Origin of the sequence: Marinobacter sp. (genome assembly GCF_039977835.1) — a bacterium.
Taxonomy (GTDB): domain Bacteria; phylum Pseudomonadota; class Gammaproteobacteria; order Pseudomonadales; family Oleiphilaceae; genus Marinobacter.
The window spans coordinates 99,951-116,809 of record NZ_JBDWCL010000060.1 but is presented as its reverse complement, the minus strand read 5'-3'; the positions used below and the strand labels follow the sequence as shown (position 1 = coordinate 116,809).

Here is a 16,859-nt window from a genome sequence, read left to right as displayed (position 1 = left end):
TGCAGTCTTAAACCACTCCTTTATACTGAATAAAAATACAGTATTGGGGGTCCGAGGGTGGAGTTCCTTCTTGCCACACCAGAGTTTGAAATCAGGGGACATTCCTATGAAGGGTTCCCGATTCTTCTCAAGGCCAATCATGATGTGTTTATCGAAGGAATGGAATTTCTCGTCCATCACTGCTTAAAACGTGGAAGTGTGCAAAGTCATCGTAGCTGGGAAACGTTTGGAAGAGATCTGTGTGATTATTTCGAGTTCATTGAAGCCAATGGCTTTGATTGGAGAGAGCTTGATCACCGAAATCACGAAACTCTGTTAGCTCTGTATCGAGACGTTTCCTTTGATCGATTTAACCTTAGCGCCTCCACGGTAAATCGACGACTTCACCTGGTGATCAAGTTTTATCAGTTTGCCCTCAAACAAGGTTGGGTACGCACGCTGCCGTATGACCTTGAAACGGTGAGAGTCAGGCAGACAAAGGGTTTCCTGGCACACACAGACACCTCTGGGGGGTATGCCGTAAAGCCGGATGTGCTGCTTAAAACCACGCTAACCAAGATCAAAGTCCTCAACAAAGAACAAGTGGAAGAGCTGCTCAAAAGTATCAACAACAAAACGCTTCGATTGATCGTTCGCCTGGCCTTGCTGACGGGGTTGCGTAAAGAAGAGCTTCTGACGTTTCCAGTTACTTATGTGTCAGCCCCCCAATCGATCTCGGCTCGAAGTCATGTAGTTGTTGAGCTTAAACCCCAAGAGATGAGCACCAAGGGAGACAAGCCACGGACGATCCATGTGCCGATATCATTGATGGCGGATCTCTGGGACTACGTGATTCACGAACGTCATGAAACGATCCGAAAGCACGGCACAGACCCCAAAACCCTCTTTGTGACCGCCAAGGGCAAGTCCTGGAGCATTCCAACCTCGCTCAACAATCAACTGAACCGATTGGAGCTGTCGTTTGCCTGTCATCCCCACATCCTGCGCCATACCTACGCGACGCACACCCTAAAATCGTTGATGTCCCGAAAGAGTACGACATTTAATCCCTTGATCTACGTTCGGGATCGCCTCGGCCACAGCAGCATCATGACCACGGAAAAATACCTGCATTTCCTCGACGACATCGAAGACGACCTGCGCACCAGTTATCAGGAAGAAATTGAGGAAACGGCGAAGGAGGCGGCCTGCGCATGAAAAAGGATTTCGCGTTAGATGGGTATGAGATTGGGGTTCAGGAGGGTGGCGAGACTGCGACCGAGGCGACAACCACAGCCGTTGATCAGGCGCGTATTTCAAAACCGGCGAACACCGTCGTTGCCTTTCCCGAAAACACAACAAACACGAGAAACGCGGACTTCGGGCCATTTTACGGTCAGGGCTTCGACGACATCACCGCCGCCTGTCAGTGCACCCTCGAAAAGCTGGTCGCTGAGAGCGTCAAAACTAATGGAAAGTCCCTCAGCCTGACCACGATTGTGGGTAACTGGAACGTTGGCTTTCGTCACTTTGCGCCCTTTCTGTCGTTACTCCACGCTGCTAGTGGTGAAAGCCTGACTATGGCGGATCTCAACGCCGAAACGATCAAGCGATTTATTCAGCACCTGAGGAACGAGACCATCGAATACGGCTCGCAAAAGGGTCTTTTTACCAAAACCAAATCTCTGCTTGTGGCATGCCATCGGTTCGGCTTTTGGCCGGAAGTGGATATGAAAACGGTCTGGCCTGCCAATCCGTTTCCGAATTCCAACAAACGACGTAAGAGCCAGAAGGGGCTCAGCAAAAATGAAAAGCGGTTTTTGATCAAAGCGCTGCGTATAGAGATGGAGCGAATTGTGGCCCACTCGGAACCGCTGAACAGCTACGATTTGACTGTCTGTGCGCTGTCCATCGCGCTGTCCACTGGAATGAATCCGGCACCCATCCTGGAACTCACCACGGACTGCGTGCAGGCTCACCCGCTCAAATCCAACCTGCGGCTGCTAGTGAGCTTTAAACGTCGCGGCAACGCCACGCACGTGGTTGCCCTCAGAAAGTCCGAAGAAGTGTCTGAGATGGCCAGTGTCCATCTCTATGCCGCTGATGCCATTGATCTGATCGTTAAGAGGAATGCCTCTATACGCGCCGAGTTCGGTGATAGGGGTCGACTGCTGGTCTACGAGGGAGTGCGGGGCAAGTACGCGGGCAAACCATGTCGACTCACTGCAACCCATTTGCACTACATCATCAAGCTACTTGTCGACCAACACCAGCTTCAAACAGACGATGGCAAGCCGCTCACGTTGAATGTCAGTCGGCTTCGTCAGACGCTTCTGAATCGCGTCTGGGAGATGTCTGGCCAAGATCCGTTGATCACGGCCAGAACGGGACGACACACGGTTCAGACCGGCAATGCCCACTACTGGGAGGCACCACCGGAAGCGGAAACCAACATGCGTTTTTTAGGTGAGACGCGTGTTCAGGAGCTTCTCAGCAAGCCGGATGTCATCGCCAGTGATCAGACGCCCGTTGCGTCATGCCAGGATGTCCGCCGGGGGCATCGATCTCCGAAAAACGGCGAGCCCTGTCAGGACTATCTGGGCTGCTTCCGATGCAAGAGCTTCGTGGTGACCGGCGATGATCTGTATCGGCTGTTCAGCTTCTACTGGGCCACTCTGCGCAACTACGACACCTTTGGTGGCAAGCGCTGGACGAAATACCTGAAACAAGTCATTCGTCTGATCGACGAGGAGATCGCCCCTCGCTTTGACGCGAACCTGGTGGCGGAGCAACGGGAAAAGGCCAAAAACCAACCTCACCCCTTCTGGCGAGACCTCAGCATGGCGAGGATGGCGATATGATCGAGACCTCCGGCGCAGAGGTGCTGGCCAACCGCGAGCGGCTGTTGAAGGCGTTACCCAGCGGTGAGGGACTGCACGGTATCATCACCACAGATCGGGCCGACGGGTTGCTGTACGTACTCTCACGATACGAAGATCCGGAGTGGTGGTTGCCGAAATCGAAGAGCACGGCAAACCGGAATGACGCTGATCGAAAATTGAACTTTGCTCGGATCACCGGGGAGCAGCTGCGATTCGAGGCCAAAATTATCCTGGCACGGTCAATCTGGCGAGAGCGCGAGCTGAGCAATGGCACTATTAAAGCGTTGTTCGGAGATTTGGTGTGTTGGTTGAACTGGTTACACGAGCAGGGGATTAGCACTCAGGAGAAGGTGACGCCTCTGGTAGCCGCCCGCTATGTGGAATTCGTCCACCGCCTTACTTCTGCAAAAAGACCCTTCAATCCACTTGCCAGTCAGACGAAGGCGCATAAGTTCTTTGCTGTTGAGCGATGCTGGCAACTCCTTCGGGATACCCCAAGCGCGTTTGGTCACCCCTGGCCAGAAAGCTCGGCCGTCTCCCTGGCCGGGCACAAACAATCAACCAAAGCCAAGACTAAGATCATTCCAGATAACATTCTTAGGCACCTGTTCCAGCACGCCGAATCCCTGCTCGGTCAAGCTGACATCTTGCTGGCACATCGGGATGCGTTGGCTGACTTCAAACCTTGTTCTGAAAAGCGAACGACACAAGCCAGTGAAATGTCTCGCTACCTGAAAAGCCGCGGTTGGGATTCAGGGCTCGGCGCATTGAACAGCACATTCCTCGACCTGCGTGATGGATGCTTTGTCATCATTCTGGCGGCGACTGGCATTCGAGCCCATGAGCTCGGCAACATCCGGCGGGATCAGTGGCACAGTGAAGTTCGAGATGGCGAACGGTTCTACTTCCTCGGCTCACGCTCGGACAAAACTTACGCGGGCGAAACCTCATGGCTTTGTCCAGAGATTGCGATTCGGGCTGTAAAGGTCTTGGAGAGGCTTTCAGAGCCCTTGCAGACGGAGCTTGAGCAGGCTCTGAGAGCCGCAGAAGCGTCCGGAGACTTGAAGGAGGTGACCCGACTTCGGCAGTGCTCTGGCTGCATCGGGCTAACGAAAGGTGGGGGCAAGAGAAATTGTATCACTGTGCTTAGCGGCCCAACGTTGAACAAAAGACTCAGGATGTTTGCAAAGAACCTCGGGACGGACTGGAAGCTTGCGTCTCACCAATTTCGGCGCACCTTTGCCAATTACGTTGTTCATCACAAGCTGGGCGATCTGCGGTATTTGAGGGATCACTTCAAGCACTGGAGCCTGGATATGACCGTTCTGTATGCGATGAACGAGGCCCAGGATCTGGAACTCTACGACGAAATTTACGCTGCGTTTGATGGCAAGCGTCAGGCGATCGTCGGTCATTGGTTGGAACCTGATACGTTGCTTTCAGGTGGCATGGCCGGTCATATTCGCCAAATGCGAAGCCGCTCGGAAGAAGTGCGTACCTACAAAGATCGGAAAGAGATGATTCAGGCCATCAGCGAGCTGGTGTTCCTGCGTTCCACCGGCATTGCCTGGTGCACCAACGATACCGGCGTGGATTGCGCGGGCGGCCAATGCGAAGATTGCGAGCACGGCTGTATTGACGATACCCACAAGCCGTTCTGGGAAGGGCTGTACTTACAACAGATTGAGCTTCGGCAGATCGATGACCTGGACGACTCGGGCTCAAAGACGGTCGAGCGCACCATGGAACGCTGCGAGAAGGTGTTGACCGATCTAGGTTTTGACATCAATCGCCTCAAGGAGCAAGTGGCCGATGTCGAAGCCATCTGAATCAGATACTCACAAGCGTATCCGGTTGGCCATTGTTCGATTGGAAAAAGGCCAGCCCAAGGTCGTTGAGAAGGGGCGAAAAGTCTCGGTGGCCGCTGTTGCCGAAGAAGCCGGAGTCAGTCGAGCCCTGATCCACAAAGACTACCCCGACTTGATGGAGCGCATCCGGGGCAATGCCAACAAGGCGATCCAGAGACAGCGGGATGAGAAGCACGAGAAACTGAAAGAGGAACGAGCCAAGAACCGTCAGCTACGGGAAAAGATTGTGGAGCTGACGGAGCAGCGCAATGAGCTCGCTTCCAAAAACGCGACTTTGGAACTCGAAAATCGTCGACTCTCGGCAATCTTGGAAAGTAAAAACGTTACAGTTTTTAGGGGGAAATCGGGCGAGTAGCGCTACGCAGATTTTGGCCAGAACCTTTTTCTCCCGCTTCTAAACAAAAGCTGACATTCACGACCCCTCCACTGCGAACCGGATTTAATCCAGTCTTGAAGAACAATGAGCCGCTTCAATGGTTCGGCAATGCAAAACCATTAGTTAACGAAAAGGCAGCCCCATTTGTTCATGAAACCTGTTTATACGCAGTATTTAAGTATGAAGCCATGAACAGTTCCCTGTAGTTTGGCTGTAGGAAGCTCAACCAAACCTTCCGAGAACAGGAAACGTCGACAACATCCACGACGCAAAGAGTGTCATATGACCGGTGAGCACCATTAAGCCCATGACAACGAGCACCAAGCCAGCAAACGCTCTCAGTAGTCGACTCCAGCGACTGAACCAGCGTACTCGTTGCCGAAAGTGTTCAATAAACAGGGCACTTCCGAGAAAAGGAAGAGCTAACCCCAACGAATACGCCGCCAGATACAGCATGCCCGCCTCAGCATTGGCATGGGTGGAGCTGAGCGCCAATATGGCCCCGAGTATGGGGCCTATACAGGGTGTCCAGCCGATGGCAAACGCGGCGCCAATTCCCCAGGTTGCAAGATCAGGAATTTAGTCCCCTAAGTTTTGTAAGTCCGTTAAACTGCCCAGAAATCAAATTTGATACCTTCACTGGAAGGGTCGTTGTCGATGATAACCCTCGACCGCCATAGCATCTTGCCGGTACCGCACTCCGGCAGGGTAATGGTTCCCTGGTAAACACCCTGGGCATTCGGTAGCAGCTGGGTGCGGACCACGCCCATGTACATTTCAAGCCCTTCGAAATCCACGATCAGGGAGTCTGCTGTCATGTTATCGAGACGCACACGAATGGGAATCTCTGTCATCGATTCGATGGCTTCATTACCTAAGCCGACTGTGATGGTTTGATCGCCCTTTCGCCCGATACACTGACCTTCAAAAGGTGCGCATCCCTCGGTGGCGTAAAAAGTGACACCGGCATCCAGATCAGGCTTCAGGTACTGCGGCAACACGAAAATTGCAGCGACCACCAGACTGAAACCGGCTATACCGAATAACCATGACCATTTATTGAAGTGCTGCTTCAACGACATTTTCGAGTTACCGAGATTTAAAGGAGTGTTGTCTGGTATCCGTGAGAAGTCAGGAGGGGCTCTCGGCCTGGTTAATGTCCTGACTTTCGTTCTGTTGATAGCGGCGCTGGTCGTCTGTCCATAGTGTTCTCAGGTACTCGATCACCCACTGAATTTCCTCGTCGGTGAGGGTGTCCTCAAATGCTGGCATAGCCAGCCGATCTGTTTTGTTGAAGGGATGCCGCCATCCCTCGGCAATCATCCTGAACAGCATGGCATCACTGTGGCGCCAGGTGTGGCCGGTCTCATCGTGTGGTGGCGGGGGCATTTCGCCTTTCTCATCCGGTTTGTTCCAGTTGGCCGCACCTTCACCCTGCCATCCGTGGCAGGCGGCGCAGTATTGCTCGTAGATCTGGCGACCCTTGGCCACTTCGGTCGGCAAGCTGTCGCTGTTTGGTGGCGCGCCACCGGCCATCAGAAGGGCCGGGGCAACGAGCAAGACCAGCGGGACAAACCACTTATTCATGAACAGGCACCCATTCGCCAGAGGCGTTCCGCGAAAGCAGGTCTCCGTTTTCCGTGCCCACCACGAGTCCTTCCTTGGGTGAGAATGTCAGAGCGGTGATTGCCTGGGGTATTTCAAGGCCAACCCAGGTTTCGCCGCCGTCAGAACTGTGGTGAAGTTGCCCCTCGATTACGGCGTAGACGTTCTCCGGGGCCGAAGGATCGTAATCAATGGCCGTCACCGCCCCTCGCAATTCGCCGGCATCGCCCCAGAAGCAAAAACAGTCCATGGAACGGGCCACACCACGGGTGGTGCCCGCGAACAGCCAGCCACTTTCCATGCTGCCGGGCATATCCGAGTGCAGGAACGCCTGCACCGGCTCCCGGGGTCCACCGTCAACCTTCACCCATTCGCCACCGCCGTCCCTGGATCGGAACATGCCACCTTCACCAAGATAGGCGTAGAGCGTTTCCGGTTGGGTGGCGTGGGCGGCAATGGCGGTGATTCCGAGATCCGGCAGGGTGTCATTGAGGGAATGCCAGCGCTCGCTAGCATACTCATAGCGCCAGATGCCAAGGCCTGGCCCTGCCAGGTACAGGCGTTCGTCCGCGCCCTTTGCCATGGAACGGGGTTGAGCGCCGGAATCGGACGGTGGCAGCGGGATGTCGGCGGCAGTCTTATCATCAAGAACAAGCAGGCCGCTATCCCGAAGCACCAGCAGGGCGCCGGAGGAGTCAGTCGCCAGCGCTTTCACTGCTTGGGCATCATTCGCAGACTCGGCTTGAACCAGGCCCGGCATGACGGCAACCAACGCGAACAGGAAAAGCCTGGAAACGCCAGAATTCAGGCGGTAAACCATCGTTTTCATGGGGCTGACCTCAGTAATCCTTGTGTTCACGGAAAACACCTTGCTTGCCATTGGCATTAAAAGCGATGACCTGGTAATCGTCCTTCCGGCCGGTTTCCATGCCGGGGGTGCCATGGGGCATGCCCGGCACTGATAGCCCAATCGTATTGAACTGCGGGTCCTCAAGGTAGGCGACGATGTCATTGGCCGGCACATGGCCCTCAATCACCAGGTCTCCGATCAGCGCAGTGTGGCAGGACGCCATATCTCGGGGTACGTCGTACTCTTGCTTGATTTCATTGAGGTTGTCGGTTTCAACGATGCGGGTCTCAAAGCCATTGGCCGCGAGGTGCTCGGCCCAGTCCTGGCAGCAACCGCAATTGGGGCTCTTGTAAATGGTGATGGCCTGAACTGTCTTTCCACTCTCGGCTTGCGCAACCGATGACTGGTCAGATTCGTTGGCCTGGATGGCCAAGGTGGCGCCAGCGCCGATAACGACAGCGGCTATACCCGTATAAAGGGCGAGTTTCATGGTCTTCATGGAAAATCCTCGGTTGGAATCGCTTATATGCAGTGCAGGGCTCGGGGATGCACATGCATCCCCGGCCCATAGCTTCAGTTCATGAGGGTGTCCAAATGGTTATTTGGTGCCGGTGTCTTTGTCTTTCATGCCATCGCCACCATGAGCCTGCATCATCTTCATGCACGCTGCGGTCATGGCTTTACGGTCTTCAGGGGACATATCGGACATCATGTTCATCATCCCCATCATGCCGCCCATACCCTCCGTGCCTTGCGAGGACATCATGCCATTCTGCTCGGAGTGTCCGGCCATCATGCCGGCGCCTTCGCCGTGGGCAACGGCAGAGAAGAGGGCAACACTGCCTGCCAGAACGGCGGCGGTTACGGTAAGCTTGAGTTTTGAATTACGCATTTGATTTACTCCAGTTAAAGTCTCGTTACGGATGGACGGAAGTACGAGACTTTGTTGTAAGAATTAACGTTAAAGAGCTTGCCTCCTAGAGGCAAAAATCCGGGTTAAAACTCAGGAGTGGTGTTCTGGAGGAGGCGTAATAGAGGCCAGGAACGGATCCTGGTAGAAGGTTGATCGTGCGGTCAATACCGGGTGGGAGCCCGTATCGGTAAAACCGATGGAATCCCCCGGTAACAGGGCAACGCTGACGCTGACCCCGCATTTGATCAGCCCACTGGCGCTCGGGCAGGCCATGTCAGGGGCTGAGGAACAATCCGTTTCAGTATCTGTTGAGGAGCCGGCGCTCTCAGCCTGAGCCATCATCATGGAACCACAATCCGGCATCGCAGTGTCCGCGTCGCTGTCCGCTATTTTGGACATAGCCAATGCCGGCCCGCTTATCACCAGAAGCAGTGATAGCAGCGCGGAAATAAATTGGCGGGTTGTTGCGGTCATCCTGATTCCAAGCACCAAGCTGTAAAGGTTCAACGCTGTGACACACAGCTCGTCTTTCAGTTCACCAAATCCTAGCAGTTTTTATTTCAATGATACAACGCCATCGATACCCAAAGGCCCAAGGTGAATTCACTTTGGCCATTCTGATAAAAGCCTTGACCTTAAACCTTGCTTCAACGTTATTTTCTTAAAAATGCTCAACTGCAAGGCTGTTTACCGCATAAGCGGTGGAAATGAGCAACCAACAACTAAGGTAAAAATGAGGGACGATAATGAGTTGCTGTAACAAAACGAACGGCACAGACAAGGGCACGTTGAATTCAGATCCTGGCCGAGGAAGGCTAGTGGGTTTGCTGACAGGGCCACGGCGTTGGTGGTTGTTTGGCGCCATCGCGGTCATCGCCGGACTTACCTTTGGCTGGGAACACCTGGTGCTATTCGGACTCGCTCCCATACTGATCAGCCTCCTGCCCTGCCTGATCATGTGTGGTCTTGGGTTGTGCATGATGAAGTGCAAGGACAAGTCGGGCTCGGTGACAACGGTTGAGCAGACGAAGGAGACCGGCGGCGCTTAGCCTTGCACCTGAAAATAGCGCATCATCCCTGCGTCTTCATGTTCCATGTTGTGACAGTGGTAGATGAAAAGGCCGGCAAAGCGCTCGAACTTCATCGCCAGTTGGACCGTTTCCCGGGGCATGACCAGAACCGTGTCGTGCCAGCCGCTGTCCACCAGGCCCTGCTGCAAACTGTCCGAGTTGCCACCTCTTCGCCCCACAATGTTGAACTGCAAACCGTGAATGTGCATGGGGTGCGGCATGGGTGTGTTGTTCCGGAATTCCCAGATTTCCGTATCGCCAAGGCGGACTTTTTCGTCATCCGCCACGTGGGGCCCTTCAAAACGCCGACCGTTAATCGCAAAGCCCCGCATCATCACCGGTCTTAACTCAAACGTCCGGATGCGTGTGTTACTTCCTACCAGTATCCTTTGCCGCTGCTGACCTAACTGCGCTGGCAACTGTTCGTTGACCTCTAACGATTCGGCCACATCCAGACCGACCAGGGTGGATCGGCTGCCGAGGGGAAGAGCGTTGCTACCCATCATTCCCATTCCGCCCATCATACCGGCCTGGAAACTGTCGCTGATGAGCTCCAGAGTGCTACCCGGCTGGGACTGGGAAAGGTCGACCCAGATATCTAGCCGCTGAGCCGGGGCCAGGACGGCGTAAGACCTGTCTTCCGGTTCCCGGAGAAGGCCGCCGTCTGCACCGATCAATGTGACAGGTCGCCCGTCACTCCAGGCCAGTTTGTAGATGCGGGCATTGGAGCCGTTGAGAACCCGAATTCTGTATGGGCGCGTGGCGACCTTGCGCGTGGCCGGAGGAACGCCGTTAACCAGCATCCTGTCTCCCAGAAAACCGTGCATGCGATCCATCATGGCTCCCATGCCCCCATCGAGGTAAACCAGTTCATTGGCACCCGCAAAGGTACGGTCCTGAAGCACCAGCAACAGTTCGTTGTCGCCTGACGGCAATCCGAGGCCCGCTTCTTCGTCGTCTTCAACGATCAGGAGCCCGGCAAGCCCCGCGTAACTCTGAAATCCTACGCGCCCACCCTGCTCACCATGGGCATGGGAGTGGTACCAGAACAGGCCGGCCCGGTCCCACACCTCGAAGCCGACCATCATGGTTTCACCGGGCTGAATGGGTAGCCTTGGCTGTCCATCGACATCGGACGGCACATGAAGCCCGTGCCAGTGTACGGTGGTGTCCTCCGTAAGCTCGTTGCGAATATGGATTTTTACCCTCTGACCACGGCGCAGCCGGATTGTTGGGCCCAGATAGCTGTTTGTGTTTTCAGTGAGGGTGTTTTCCGGCCCTTTCAGCAATTCCGCCTTGTAACGCCAGACTTCACTGGGTGTGCCTGGAAGTATGGGTACCGAATCGGGCGTGGCACGAAGGGCCAGTTCAACATCGTATTCCTCTGAATCAAGGCCGAGCGTTACGGATTCAGTTGCTCTCACACCGCCGTCACAGCCAGTGAGCAGAAATCCCGGCGACAGCGCGAGAAAGAAGCCAGTGCCCGCCACAGCCTGAAGGACTGTGCGCCGGTGGACACGTTTATCCCGATTCATTACTTGTTCCTCAGATATTTGATCAGTGCCAGAATCGCAAGAATCAAGAGCACAACCAGAAGAATCATGACAATCATCATGAATATCCCCATACCGCCCATGCCCTGCATCGTGTTGCCACCCATCATGCCCTCTCCCATGCGACCGGGCTCGTCGGCAAGAGCAAAGAAGGGCAGGAAAAGCCAAACCATCAACATAAATACCTTCTCAAAAACCTTCATCGAAATGTCTCCGTATTTTTGCCCCACTTAATTGAGGACAGGGCATGTTGGATGAGTGTGCTGCACGTGCCCATATCTGGCAATGAGTGAAAAGCCTTGACCTTAAAGTTCACTTTAAGGTTATGGTGAAGGTCAGTTATTGACTACTTGGTTTGAGGTGTATGAATGAAAACGTTCAATATCGGCGAACTCTCTGAAAAAAGCGGCGTGGCCAGCCATGCGATTCGCTTTTACGAGCGGGAAAATCTCATGCCCGAGCCGGCCCGAACACATTCGAATTATCGTCGTTACCCCGAGGATGCGATCGCCAGGCTGCAGTTCATCATTCACGCCAAGCAATGGGGTTTCACCCTTGATGAGATTCGTGAACTCCTGATGCTTCAGGACGCCAATGGCGATCGTGCTGAGGCCAAGCGCATCGCAAAGAAGCAACTGGAAAAGATCCGGCATCAGATCCAGAGCCTTTCCCGCATTGAGGCGGTCCTGTCAGAAACCCTGGAGGAATGCTCCGGTGAAGGACCAATGGACGGCTGCCCGATTGTCGAAGCGATCGCCCAAAAAGGGTAACGCTGCCAGTCGCCTGCGTATGAATTGATTTAAAGGCACGGAGTTAGCCGTGCCGAGGAGACAAACGGGTATGCAACGAATAGAGGTCCGTGTTGATGGAATGTCTTGCGCTTCGTGCGTTGGGCGGATCGAAAAGGCGCTTATGGGTAAGCATGGCGTCGCGGAAGCCCAAGTGAATCTGGCGACCGGAAAAGCCACCGTGGAGTTTGATCAGCCCGCCACGCCGGCGATGCTTATCGACTCAATCAAGGAGGCGGGTTACCAGCCACGGCTACAGTCGGCTGAAATTCCGGTCATCGGAATGACCTGCGGCTCATGCGTCTCCCGAATTGAGCAGGCATTGAACAAGCAACCCGGCATGGTCAAGGCCAGTGTCAATCTGACTACCCAGAAAGCGTTTGTGGAGTTCCTTTCTGACACCCTGTCAGTGCCGCGAATTCATCAGGCGATCCGCGATGCGGGGTATGAACCTCAGGAGCCGGACGCCAGGAGCGAAACGGAAGAGCAGGACAGGGAGGGCATCGACCTCCGCCGGAAAGTGATTTTCGCTGCAGCGCTGACTATCCCGGTAGTCCTGATTGCCATGGGTAAGATGATCCCTGCACTTGAGGCTTTGTATGTCAGTGTCTTACCCCATCGGGGGTGGATGGCTATTGAGTGGCTCCTGACCACGCCGGTGTTGTTTTATGCCGGATTGAGGTTTTTCCGGTCCGGGTACACCGAATTACGCCATGCCAACCCCGGCATGAACAGTTTGGTCATGATTGGCACCAGCGCTGCCTATTTCTACTCGGTAGCAGCACTGCTGGTTCCAGGATTCTTTCCCGCCGGTACCGCCGAGAGTTATTTCGAGGCAGCGGCGGTAATCGTGACGCTCATTCTGCTGGGACGCTACTTTGAGCATATCGCCAAAGGCCGGACGTCGGAGGCAATCAAAAAGCTTCTGCAATTGCAGGCCAAGACCGCCCGTGTCATTCGGGACGGGGAAGCTGTCGAAGTGCCCATCGAAGCCGTGGTGCCTGGCGACCGTGTCCAGGTGCGCCCGGGAGAGCGGGTTCCTGTTGATGGCGTGGTGGAAGAAGGCCAATCCTACGTGGACGAGTCCATGATCAGCGGCGAGCCCGTTCCCGTGGCCAAGCAGAAAGAAGCCGAGCTGGTGGGTGGAACCATTAACAAGAACGGTTCCCTGACGTTCCGGGCTACGAGGGTCGGAGCGGACACCGTTCTGGCACAGATCATCAGAATGGTGGAATCTGCTCAGGCTGATAAACCCCCGATTCAGGAGCTGGCCGATAGGATTGCGGGAGTTTTCGTTCCCGTGGTGATCGTACTTGCGATTCTGACGTTCATCACCTGGTTCAGCTTCGGGCCGGCCCCGGCACTGTCCTTTGCTTTCGTGACAACGGTCAGCGTGCTGCTCATCGCCTGCCCCTGCGCGATGGGGCTGGCTACGCCAACAGCCATTATGGTCGGAACCGGTAAGGGCGCCGAAATGGGGGTGCTGTTCCGCAAGGGGGCGGCTCTGGAGACATTGTCTCGGATGGACACCATCGTCCTCGATAAAACCGGCACCCTGACTCGGGGCCAGCCAGAGCTGACAGATTTCATCCTGGTGGAGGGCCGCGAGGATGAGGTCCTGGCCTGGGTTGCGGCTGTGGAGACCGAAAGTGAACATCCGATCGGAGAAGCCATCGTCAAAGGTGCAAGGGATCGCGGGCTCACGTTGCCCGCGACCAGTGAATTCCAAGCAGAGCCGGGCTACGGAATCCAGGCCCAGGTGGCCGGGCACCGGATCAACGTGGGCGCGGACCGTTATATGCGTCGCCTCGGTATCGACCTGGCCAGCGTCGCCGACAGTGCGGTGTCACTCGCTGAAAAAGCCAAAACGCCGCTGTATGTTGCCGTCGACGGTCGCCTCGCGGCCCTGGTTGCAGTGGCCGATCCGCTCAAGGACGGCTCGATGGAGGCAGTTGCCGCGCTCAAGGCATCAGGGCTGAGTGTGGCCATGCTCACCGGTGACAATCGCGCTACCGCCGAGGCCATTGCGCGGCAGGCGGGGATTGAACGGGTGCTTGCGGAGGTATTACCGGACCAGAAAGCGGCTGAAGTGAAACGCCTTCAGGAAGAAGGTTCACGGGTTGCTTTCGTGGGCGACGGTATCAATGACGCACCGGCCCTGGCGCAAGCGGATGTGGGTATCGCCATCGGCACAGGTACCGACATTGCCATCGAGGCTGGCGATGTGGTTCTGATGCGCGGTGACCTCCGGGGAATCGTGGATGCTGCCGCGCTTTCCCGGCGCACCCGCAGAACGATCCTCGGCAATTTCGCCTGGGCCTACGGCTATAACCTAGCACTTATTCCGGTGGCAGCGGGCGTTCTTTTTCCGTTTACCGGCTACCTGCTTAACCCCATGCTGGCCGCCGGCGCGATGAGTCTTTCCAGTGTATTTGTGGTGACCAATTCCCTCCGGTTGGGCCGGTTCAAATCCGATAGTGGAAACGCCGTGGCAAGCAGTGCCAGCGCAAGCGAAACCGCACAGACCAGCGTCTCATGAGAGACCTGGCTCACAGAATCAGGAGATTACCATGATGACAAGTGACGCATGCACGCTTGGAATGGCTGGAATGGGGTTGATATCCCTTTTGCTCATCGTCGCCTTGGTACTTGGTGTTGCTGCCCTTGCCAAGTACCTGTTTTCGAGAAACAGGGACGATCCTGGAAGCGCGAGTAAGAACGCCAGGGGAGATTATGACCACCCTGGAACATGAAATTCATCGGGCACCCATGGCAAGCATGGGAGTGAGACTGAACGCAAAAGCAAAAGTAGTCGGGGGTCTGCTCCTGCTGGTTGCACTGGCGGCGATCTATTGGGTCATGCTGGAGACCGGAGCATTGGCCACCGTGACCAACAAGGCGGCGTTGCGAGAATGGATCGAGCAGTTGGGGTATTGGGGGCCGGTGGGCATCATTGGCCTGATGATCCTGGCCATCGTCCTGAGCCCGATTCCCAGCGCTCCGATCGCCATGGTCGCCGGGGCGGCTTACGGCTCCTTCTGGGGGACGGTTGTCGTAGTTATCGGTGCTGAGGCGGGGGCTCTGATCGCCTTTGCCATTGCCCGGTCCCTGGGATACGACGTTATCCATCGTTGGAGGCGGGTGCGTCCGGTATTGGAGTGGCTGGGCAAGGACCGCTCCCAGGGCGCGTTGATGCTTGTCATTTTTACATCAAGATTGGTGCCTTTTATCTCCTTCGATGCGGTCAGCTATGCAGCTGGCCTGACACCACTCGCGTTCTGGCGCTTCGTGGTCGCAACGCTGGCCGGTGTTATTCCGACAGCGTATTTGATCACAGCGTTTGGTGGCTTGCTCATGGCCTCTGAGTCCGGGGTGGTGACGCTGCTTCTGGTTCTGGTTCTGGTCAGTGGCATTACCCTGTTACCGATTGTCGCCAAGCTGCTTATGGCTCGCCGACGGTGCCAGAAAGCCACCTGACCTGCACGATAGGGGCCAACAGACAGTGGATAAATGCGCCCTGGCAAATACTTATCCCGCACAGCAGGAAAGTTGCTTGACGTCCTTGGTGAAGGTTTGTGCGCAGAGCTTGAGGCCTTCCACCATGGTCAGATAGGGAAACAGTTCATCACCGATTTCCTGCACGGTCATCCGTGACCGCAGCGCCATCACCGCCGTCTGGATCAGTTCACCGGCTTCCCCGGCTACCGCCTGCACCCCCAGCAAGCGCCCCGATTCGCGCTCGGCCACCATCTTGATAAAGCCATGGGTGTCGAAATTCACCAGCGCTCGCGGCACGTTTTCCAGATCCAGCAAACGGGTGTCCACACTGTAGCCCTGCTTGAGCGCTTCGGCCTCTGTCAGGCCAACTGTGGCGACCTGAGGGTCGGTAAACATCACCCCCGGCATGGCGCTGAGATCCAGGGTGGCCTCGCCTCCCGTCATGTTGACCGCAGCCCGGCTGCCCCCGGCAGCGGCGACGTAGACAAACTGCGGCTGATCGGTGCAGTCACCGGCGGCATAGACACCGGGGACCGTGGTTTGCAGTTGCCCATCCACCTGAATCGCGCCACGGGAGGTTTCCACACCGATGCCCGCCAGGTTCAGGTTTTCAGTATTGGGTATCCGGCCGGTCGCCACCAGCAGTTGATCAGCTCGTAAGGTACCGGCATTGGTCTCGATAACGAATTCATTGTCGGTATAGTCCACACGGCTGGTCTGGGTCTGCTTGAGCACCTCGATGCCCTCGCGCCTGAACGCCGCCTCTATGGCCTCACCGATGGCGGGTTCTTCACCGGATAGCAGGCGGCTGCGGGCCAACACGGTGACCTTGCTATCCAGCCGGGCGAACGCCTGGGCCAATTCCAGGGCAACAAAACCGGCGCCGATAACGATCAGCCGTTCAGGCACAGTAATTAATGCCAGCGCACTGGTGGAGGTGTGATAAGGCGTCTCAGCCAGCCCCGGTATCGACGGCTCTGCGGGACGGGCGCCAGTGCCAATAAAGGCACGATCGAAATGGACGTTCTGCTCGCCGCCCTCGTTCAACTGGACCACCAGGTTATTGGCATCGACAAACCGGGCTTCACCGTTCAGGACCGTGATGGCCGTCTGGTCGCGCAGAATCCCTTCGTACTTGGCGTCGCGCAGTTCCTCGACACGCGTCTGCTGTTGCTGAAGCAGTTTCGCCCGGTCCACTTTCGGCACCTGGGCGCTGACGCCTCCGTCAAATGGGCTCTCCGTACGCAGATGCGCGATATGCGCGGCACGAATCATGATTTTCGACGGCACGCAGCCAGTATTCACGCAGGTACCACCAATGGTGCCGCGCTCGATCAAGGTGATGCGGGCGCCACACTCCGCGGCCTTCAGGGCAGCCGCCATGGCTGCGCCGCCACTACCAATAACAGCGATATGCAGGTTGTTGTCACTACTCATTCCGAGTTCCTTGAATTACTGGGGCATTGTCACGGCAGGC

General features: G+C 55.9%; 19 protein-coding genes. 9 read left to right on the top strand and 10 right to left on the bottom strand.

Annotated elements, in window-relative coordinates:
* Nucleotides 1–57: 57 nt before the first annotated feature.
* From ABJM11_RS17245 to ABJM11_RS17230, 4 genes are read left to right on the top strand one after another with little or no spacing between them, the layout of a single operon-like run.
* Nucleotides 58–1,197 carry a site-specific integrase gene (locus tag ABJM11_RS17245; RefSeq protein ID WP_348293796.1) on the top strand — a complete coding sequence of 380 codons (1,140 nt, stop codon included), beginning with the start codon at nucleotides 58–60 and terminating at the stop codon, nucleotides 1,195–1,197.
* A complete protein-coding gene (locus ABJM11_RS17240) occupies nucleotides 1,194–2,840 on the top strand; it encodes a hypothetical protein (protein ID WP_348293794.1) in 1,647 nt (548 codons plus the stop codon). The genes ABJM11_RS17245 and ABJM11_RS17240 overlap by 4 nt, the downstream gene beginning before the upstream one ends.
* Nucleotides 2,837–4,690 carry a hypothetical protein gene (locus ABJM11_RS17235; RefSeq protein WP_348293792.1) on the top strand — a complete coding sequence of 618 codons (1,854 nt, stop codon included), beginning with the start codon at nucleotides 2,837–2,839 and terminating at the stop codon, nucleotides 4,688–4,690. Before ABJM11_RS17240 ends, ABJM11_RS17235 begins: the two co-directional genes overlap by 4 nt.
* Complete coding sequence (locus ABJM11_RS17230; RefSeq protein WP_290653234.1) at nucleotides 4,674–5,084, top strand: DUF6262 family protein; 411 nt, start codon at nucleotides 4,674–4,676, stop codon at nucleotides 5,082–5,084. Before ABJM11_RS17235 ends, ABJM11_RS17230 begins: the two co-directional genes overlap by 17 nt.
* Before the next feature lie 243 nt (nucleotides 5,085–5,327).
* On the opposite strand, the gene ABJM11_RS17225 is transcribed toward ABJM11_RS17230, so the two are convergent.
* The 7 genes from ABJM11_RS17225 to ABJM11_RS17195 all read right to left on the bottom strand — a co-directional run bounded on the left by ABJM11_RS17225 (nucleotide 5,328) and on the right by ABJM11_RS17195 (nucleotide 8,947).
* Nucleotides 5,328–5,684 (bottom strand): cytochrome c biogenesis protein CcdA, encoded by a 357-nt coding sequence (locus ABJM11_RS17225; RefSeq protein ID WP_348293811.1) that lies wholly within the window; start codon nucleotides 5,682–5,684, stop codon nucleotides 5,328–5,330.
* A gap of 26 nt (nucleotides 5,685–5,710) precedes the next feature.
* A complete protein-coding gene (locus tag ABJM11_RS17220) occupies nucleotides 5,711–6,187 on the bottom strand; it encodes a hypothetical protein (protein WP_011784881.1) in 477 nt (158 codons plus the stop codon).
* A 49-nt stretch (nucleotides 6,188–6,236) separates the two neighbouring features.
* Entirely contained in the window at nucleotides 6,237–6,692 is a 456-nt protein-coding gene (locus tag ABJM11_RS17215) for a cytochrome c (RefSeq protein ID WP_011784882.1), read from the bottom strand.
* The gene (locus tag ABJM11_RS17210) at nucleotides 6,685–7,539 is read right to left on the bottom strand and encodes a hypothetical protein (protein WP_348293790.1); all 855 of its coding nucleotides are present in this window, start codon (nucleotides 7,537–7,539) and stop codon (nucleotides 6,685–6,687) included. Before ABJM11_RS17210 ends, ABJM11_RS17215 begins: the two co-directional genes overlap by 8 nt.
* Nucleotides 7,540–7,549: 10 nt before the next feature.
* A complete protein-coding gene (locus ABJM11_RS17205) occupies nucleotides 7,550–8,059 on the bottom strand; it encodes a DUF411 domain-containing protein (protein WP_094625678.1) in 510 nt (169 codons plus the stop codon).
* 99 nt (nucleotides 8,060–8,158) lie between these two features.
* Entirely contained in the window at nucleotides 8,159–8,452 is a 294-nt protein-coding gene (locus ABJM11_RS17200) for a hypothetical protein (RefSeq protein WP_094625679.1), read from the bottom strand.
* Nucleotides 8,453–8,563: 111 nt separating this feature from the next.
* Nucleotides 8,564–8,947 carry a hypothetical protein gene (locus tag ABJM11_RS17195; RefSeq protein WP_199453991.1) on the bottom strand — a complete coding sequence of 128 codons (384 nt, stop codon included), beginning with the start codon at nucleotides 8,945–8,947 and terminating at the stop codon, nucleotides 8,564–8,566.
* A 344-nt stretch (nucleotides 8,948–9,291) separates the two neighbouring features.
* Between ABJM11_RS17195 and ABJM11_RS17190 the strand changes: the two genes are divergently transcribed.
* The gene (locus ABJM11_RS17190) at nucleotides 9,292–9,522 is read left to right on the top strand and encodes a hypothetical protein (RefSeq protein WP_339806384.1); all 231 of its coding nucleotides are present in this window, start codon (nucleotides 9,292–9,294) and stop codon (nucleotides 9,520–9,522) included.
* Here the strand turns inward: ABJM11_RS17190 and ABJM11_RS17185 are convergent.
* Complete coding sequence (locus ABJM11_RS17185; RefSeq protein ID WP_348293789.1) at nucleotides 9,519–11,078, bottom strand: multicopper oxidase domain-containing protein; 1,560 nt, start codon at nucleotides 11,076–11,078, stop codon at nucleotides 9,519–9,521. The genes ABJM11_RS17190 and ABJM11_RS17185 overlap by 4 nt on opposite strands.
* Entirely contained in the window at nucleotides 11,078–11,299 is a 222-nt protein-coding gene (locus ABJM11_RS17180; RefSeq protein WP_348293788.1) for a hypothetical protein, read from the bottom strand. The genes ABJM11_RS17185 and ABJM11_RS17180 overlap by 1 nt, the downstream gene beginning before the upstream one ends.
* Nucleotides 11,300–11,464: 165 nt before the next feature.
* On the opposite strand from ABJM11_RS17180, the gene ABJM11_RS17175 reads away from it, so the two are divergent.
* From ABJM11_RS17175 to ABJM11_RS17160, 4 genes are all read left to right on the top strand, one after another.
* Nucleotides 11,465–11,866, top strand: coding sequence for a MerR family transcriptional regulator (locus ABJM11_RS17175; RefSeq protein ID WP_348293787.1), 402 nt, complete (start codon nucleotides 11,465–11,467; stop codon nucleotides 11,864–11,866).
* Nucleotides 11,867–11,936: 70 nt separating this feature from the next.
* A complete protein-coding gene (locus ABJM11_RS17170) occupies nucleotides 11,937–14,423 on the top strand; it encodes a heavy metal translocating P-type ATPase (RefSeq protein WP_348293785.1) in 2,487 nt (828 codons plus the stop codon).
* Between the two features lie 31 nt (nucleotides 14,424–14,454).
* Nucleotides 14,455–14,637: a hypothetical protein gene (locus ABJM11_RS17165; RefSeq protein WP_348293784.1), complete on the top strand. Its 183-nt coding sequence runs from the start codon at nucleotides 14,455–14,457 to the stop codon at nucleotides 14,635–14,637.
* A complete protein-coding gene (locus ABJM11_RS17160; RefSeq protein WP_348293782.1) occupies nucleotides 14,618–15,361 on the top strand; it encodes a TVP38/TMEM64 family protein in 744 nt (247 codons plus the stop codon). Before ABJM11_RS17165 ends, ABJM11_RS17160 begins: the two co-directional genes overlap by 20 nt.
* 51 nt (nucleotides 15,362–15,412) lie before the next feature.
* On the opposite strand, the gene merA is transcribed toward ABJM11_RS17160, so the two are convergent.
* Entirely contained in the window at nucleotides 15,413–16,819 is a 1,407-nt protein-coding gene (gene merA, locus ABJM11_RS17155; RefSeq protein ID WP_348293781.1) for a mercury(II) reductase, read from the bottom strand.
* Nucleotides 16,820–16,859: the final 40 nt, after the last annotated feature.

Excerpts from the sequence above, each read along its gene's own strand:
- ABJM11_RS17240 (WP_348293794.1), top strand. The coding sequence starts at position 1,194 with ATGAAAAAGGATTTCGCGTTAGATGGGTATGAGATTGGGGTTCAGGAG.
- ABJM11_RS17235 (WP_348293792.1), top strand. The coding sequence starts at position 2,837 with ATGATCGAGACCTCCGGCGCAGAGGTGCTGGCCAACCGCGAGCGGCTG.
- ABJM11_RS17230 (WP_290653234.1), top strand. The coding sequence starts at position 4,674 with ATGTCGAAGCCATCTGAATCAGATACTCACAAGCGTATCCGGTTGGCC.
- ABJM11_RS17220 (WP_011784881.1), bottom strand. The coding sequence starts at position 6,187 with ATGTCGTTGAAGCAGCACTTCAATAAATGGTCATGGTTATTCGGTATA.
- ABJM11_RS17215 (WP_011784882.1), bottom strand. The coding sequence starts at position 6,692 with ATGAATAAGTGGTTTGTCCCGCTGGTCTTGCTCGTTGCCCCGGCCCTT.
- ABJM11_RS17210 (WP_348293790.1), bottom strand. The coding sequence starts at position 7,539 with ATGAAAACGATGGTTTACCGCCTGAATTCTGGCGTTTCCAGGCTTTTC.
- ABJM11_RS17205 (WP_094625678.1), bottom strand. The coding sequence starts at position 8,059 with ATGAAGACCATGAAACTCGCCCTTTATACGGGTATAGCCGCTGTCGTT.
- ABJM11_RS17200 (WP_094625679.1), bottom strand. The coding sequence starts at position 8,452 with ATGCGTAATTCAAAACTCAAGCTTACCGTAACCGCCGCCGTTCTGGCA.
- ABJM11_RS17195 (WP_199453991.1), bottom strand. The coding sequence starts at position 8,947 with ATGACCGCAACAACCCGCCAATTTATTTCCGCGCTGCTATCACTGCTT.
- ABJM11_RS17185 (WP_348293789.1), bottom strand. The coding sequence starts at position 11,078 with ATGAATCGGGATAAACGTGTCCACCGGCGCACAGTCCTTCAGGCTGTG.
- ABJM11_RS17180 (WP_348293788.1), bottom strand. The coding sequence starts at position 11,299 with ATGAAGGTTTTTGAGAAGGTATTTATGTTGATGGTTTGGCTTTTCCTG.
- ABJM11_RS17175 (WP_348293787.1), top strand. The coding sequence starts at position 11,465 with ATGAAAACGTTCAATATCGGCGAACTCTCTGAAAAAAGCGGCGTGGCC.
- ABJM11_RS17170 (WP_348293785.1), top strand. The coding sequence starts at position 11,937 with ATGCAACGAATAGAGGTCCGTGTTGATGGAATGTCTTGCGCTTCGTGC.
- ABJM11_RS17165 (WP_348293784.1), top strand. The coding sequence starts at position 14,455 with ATGATGACAAGTGACGCATGCACGCTTGGAATGGCTGGAATGGGGTTG.
- ABJM11_RS17160 (WP_348293782.1), top strand. The coding sequence starts at position 14,618 with ATGACCACCCTGGAACATGAAATTCATCGGGCACCCATGGCAAGCATG.
- merA (WP_348293781.1), bottom strand. The coding sequence starts at position 16,819 with ATGAGTAGTGACAACAACCTGCATATCGCTGTTATTGGTAGTGGCGGC.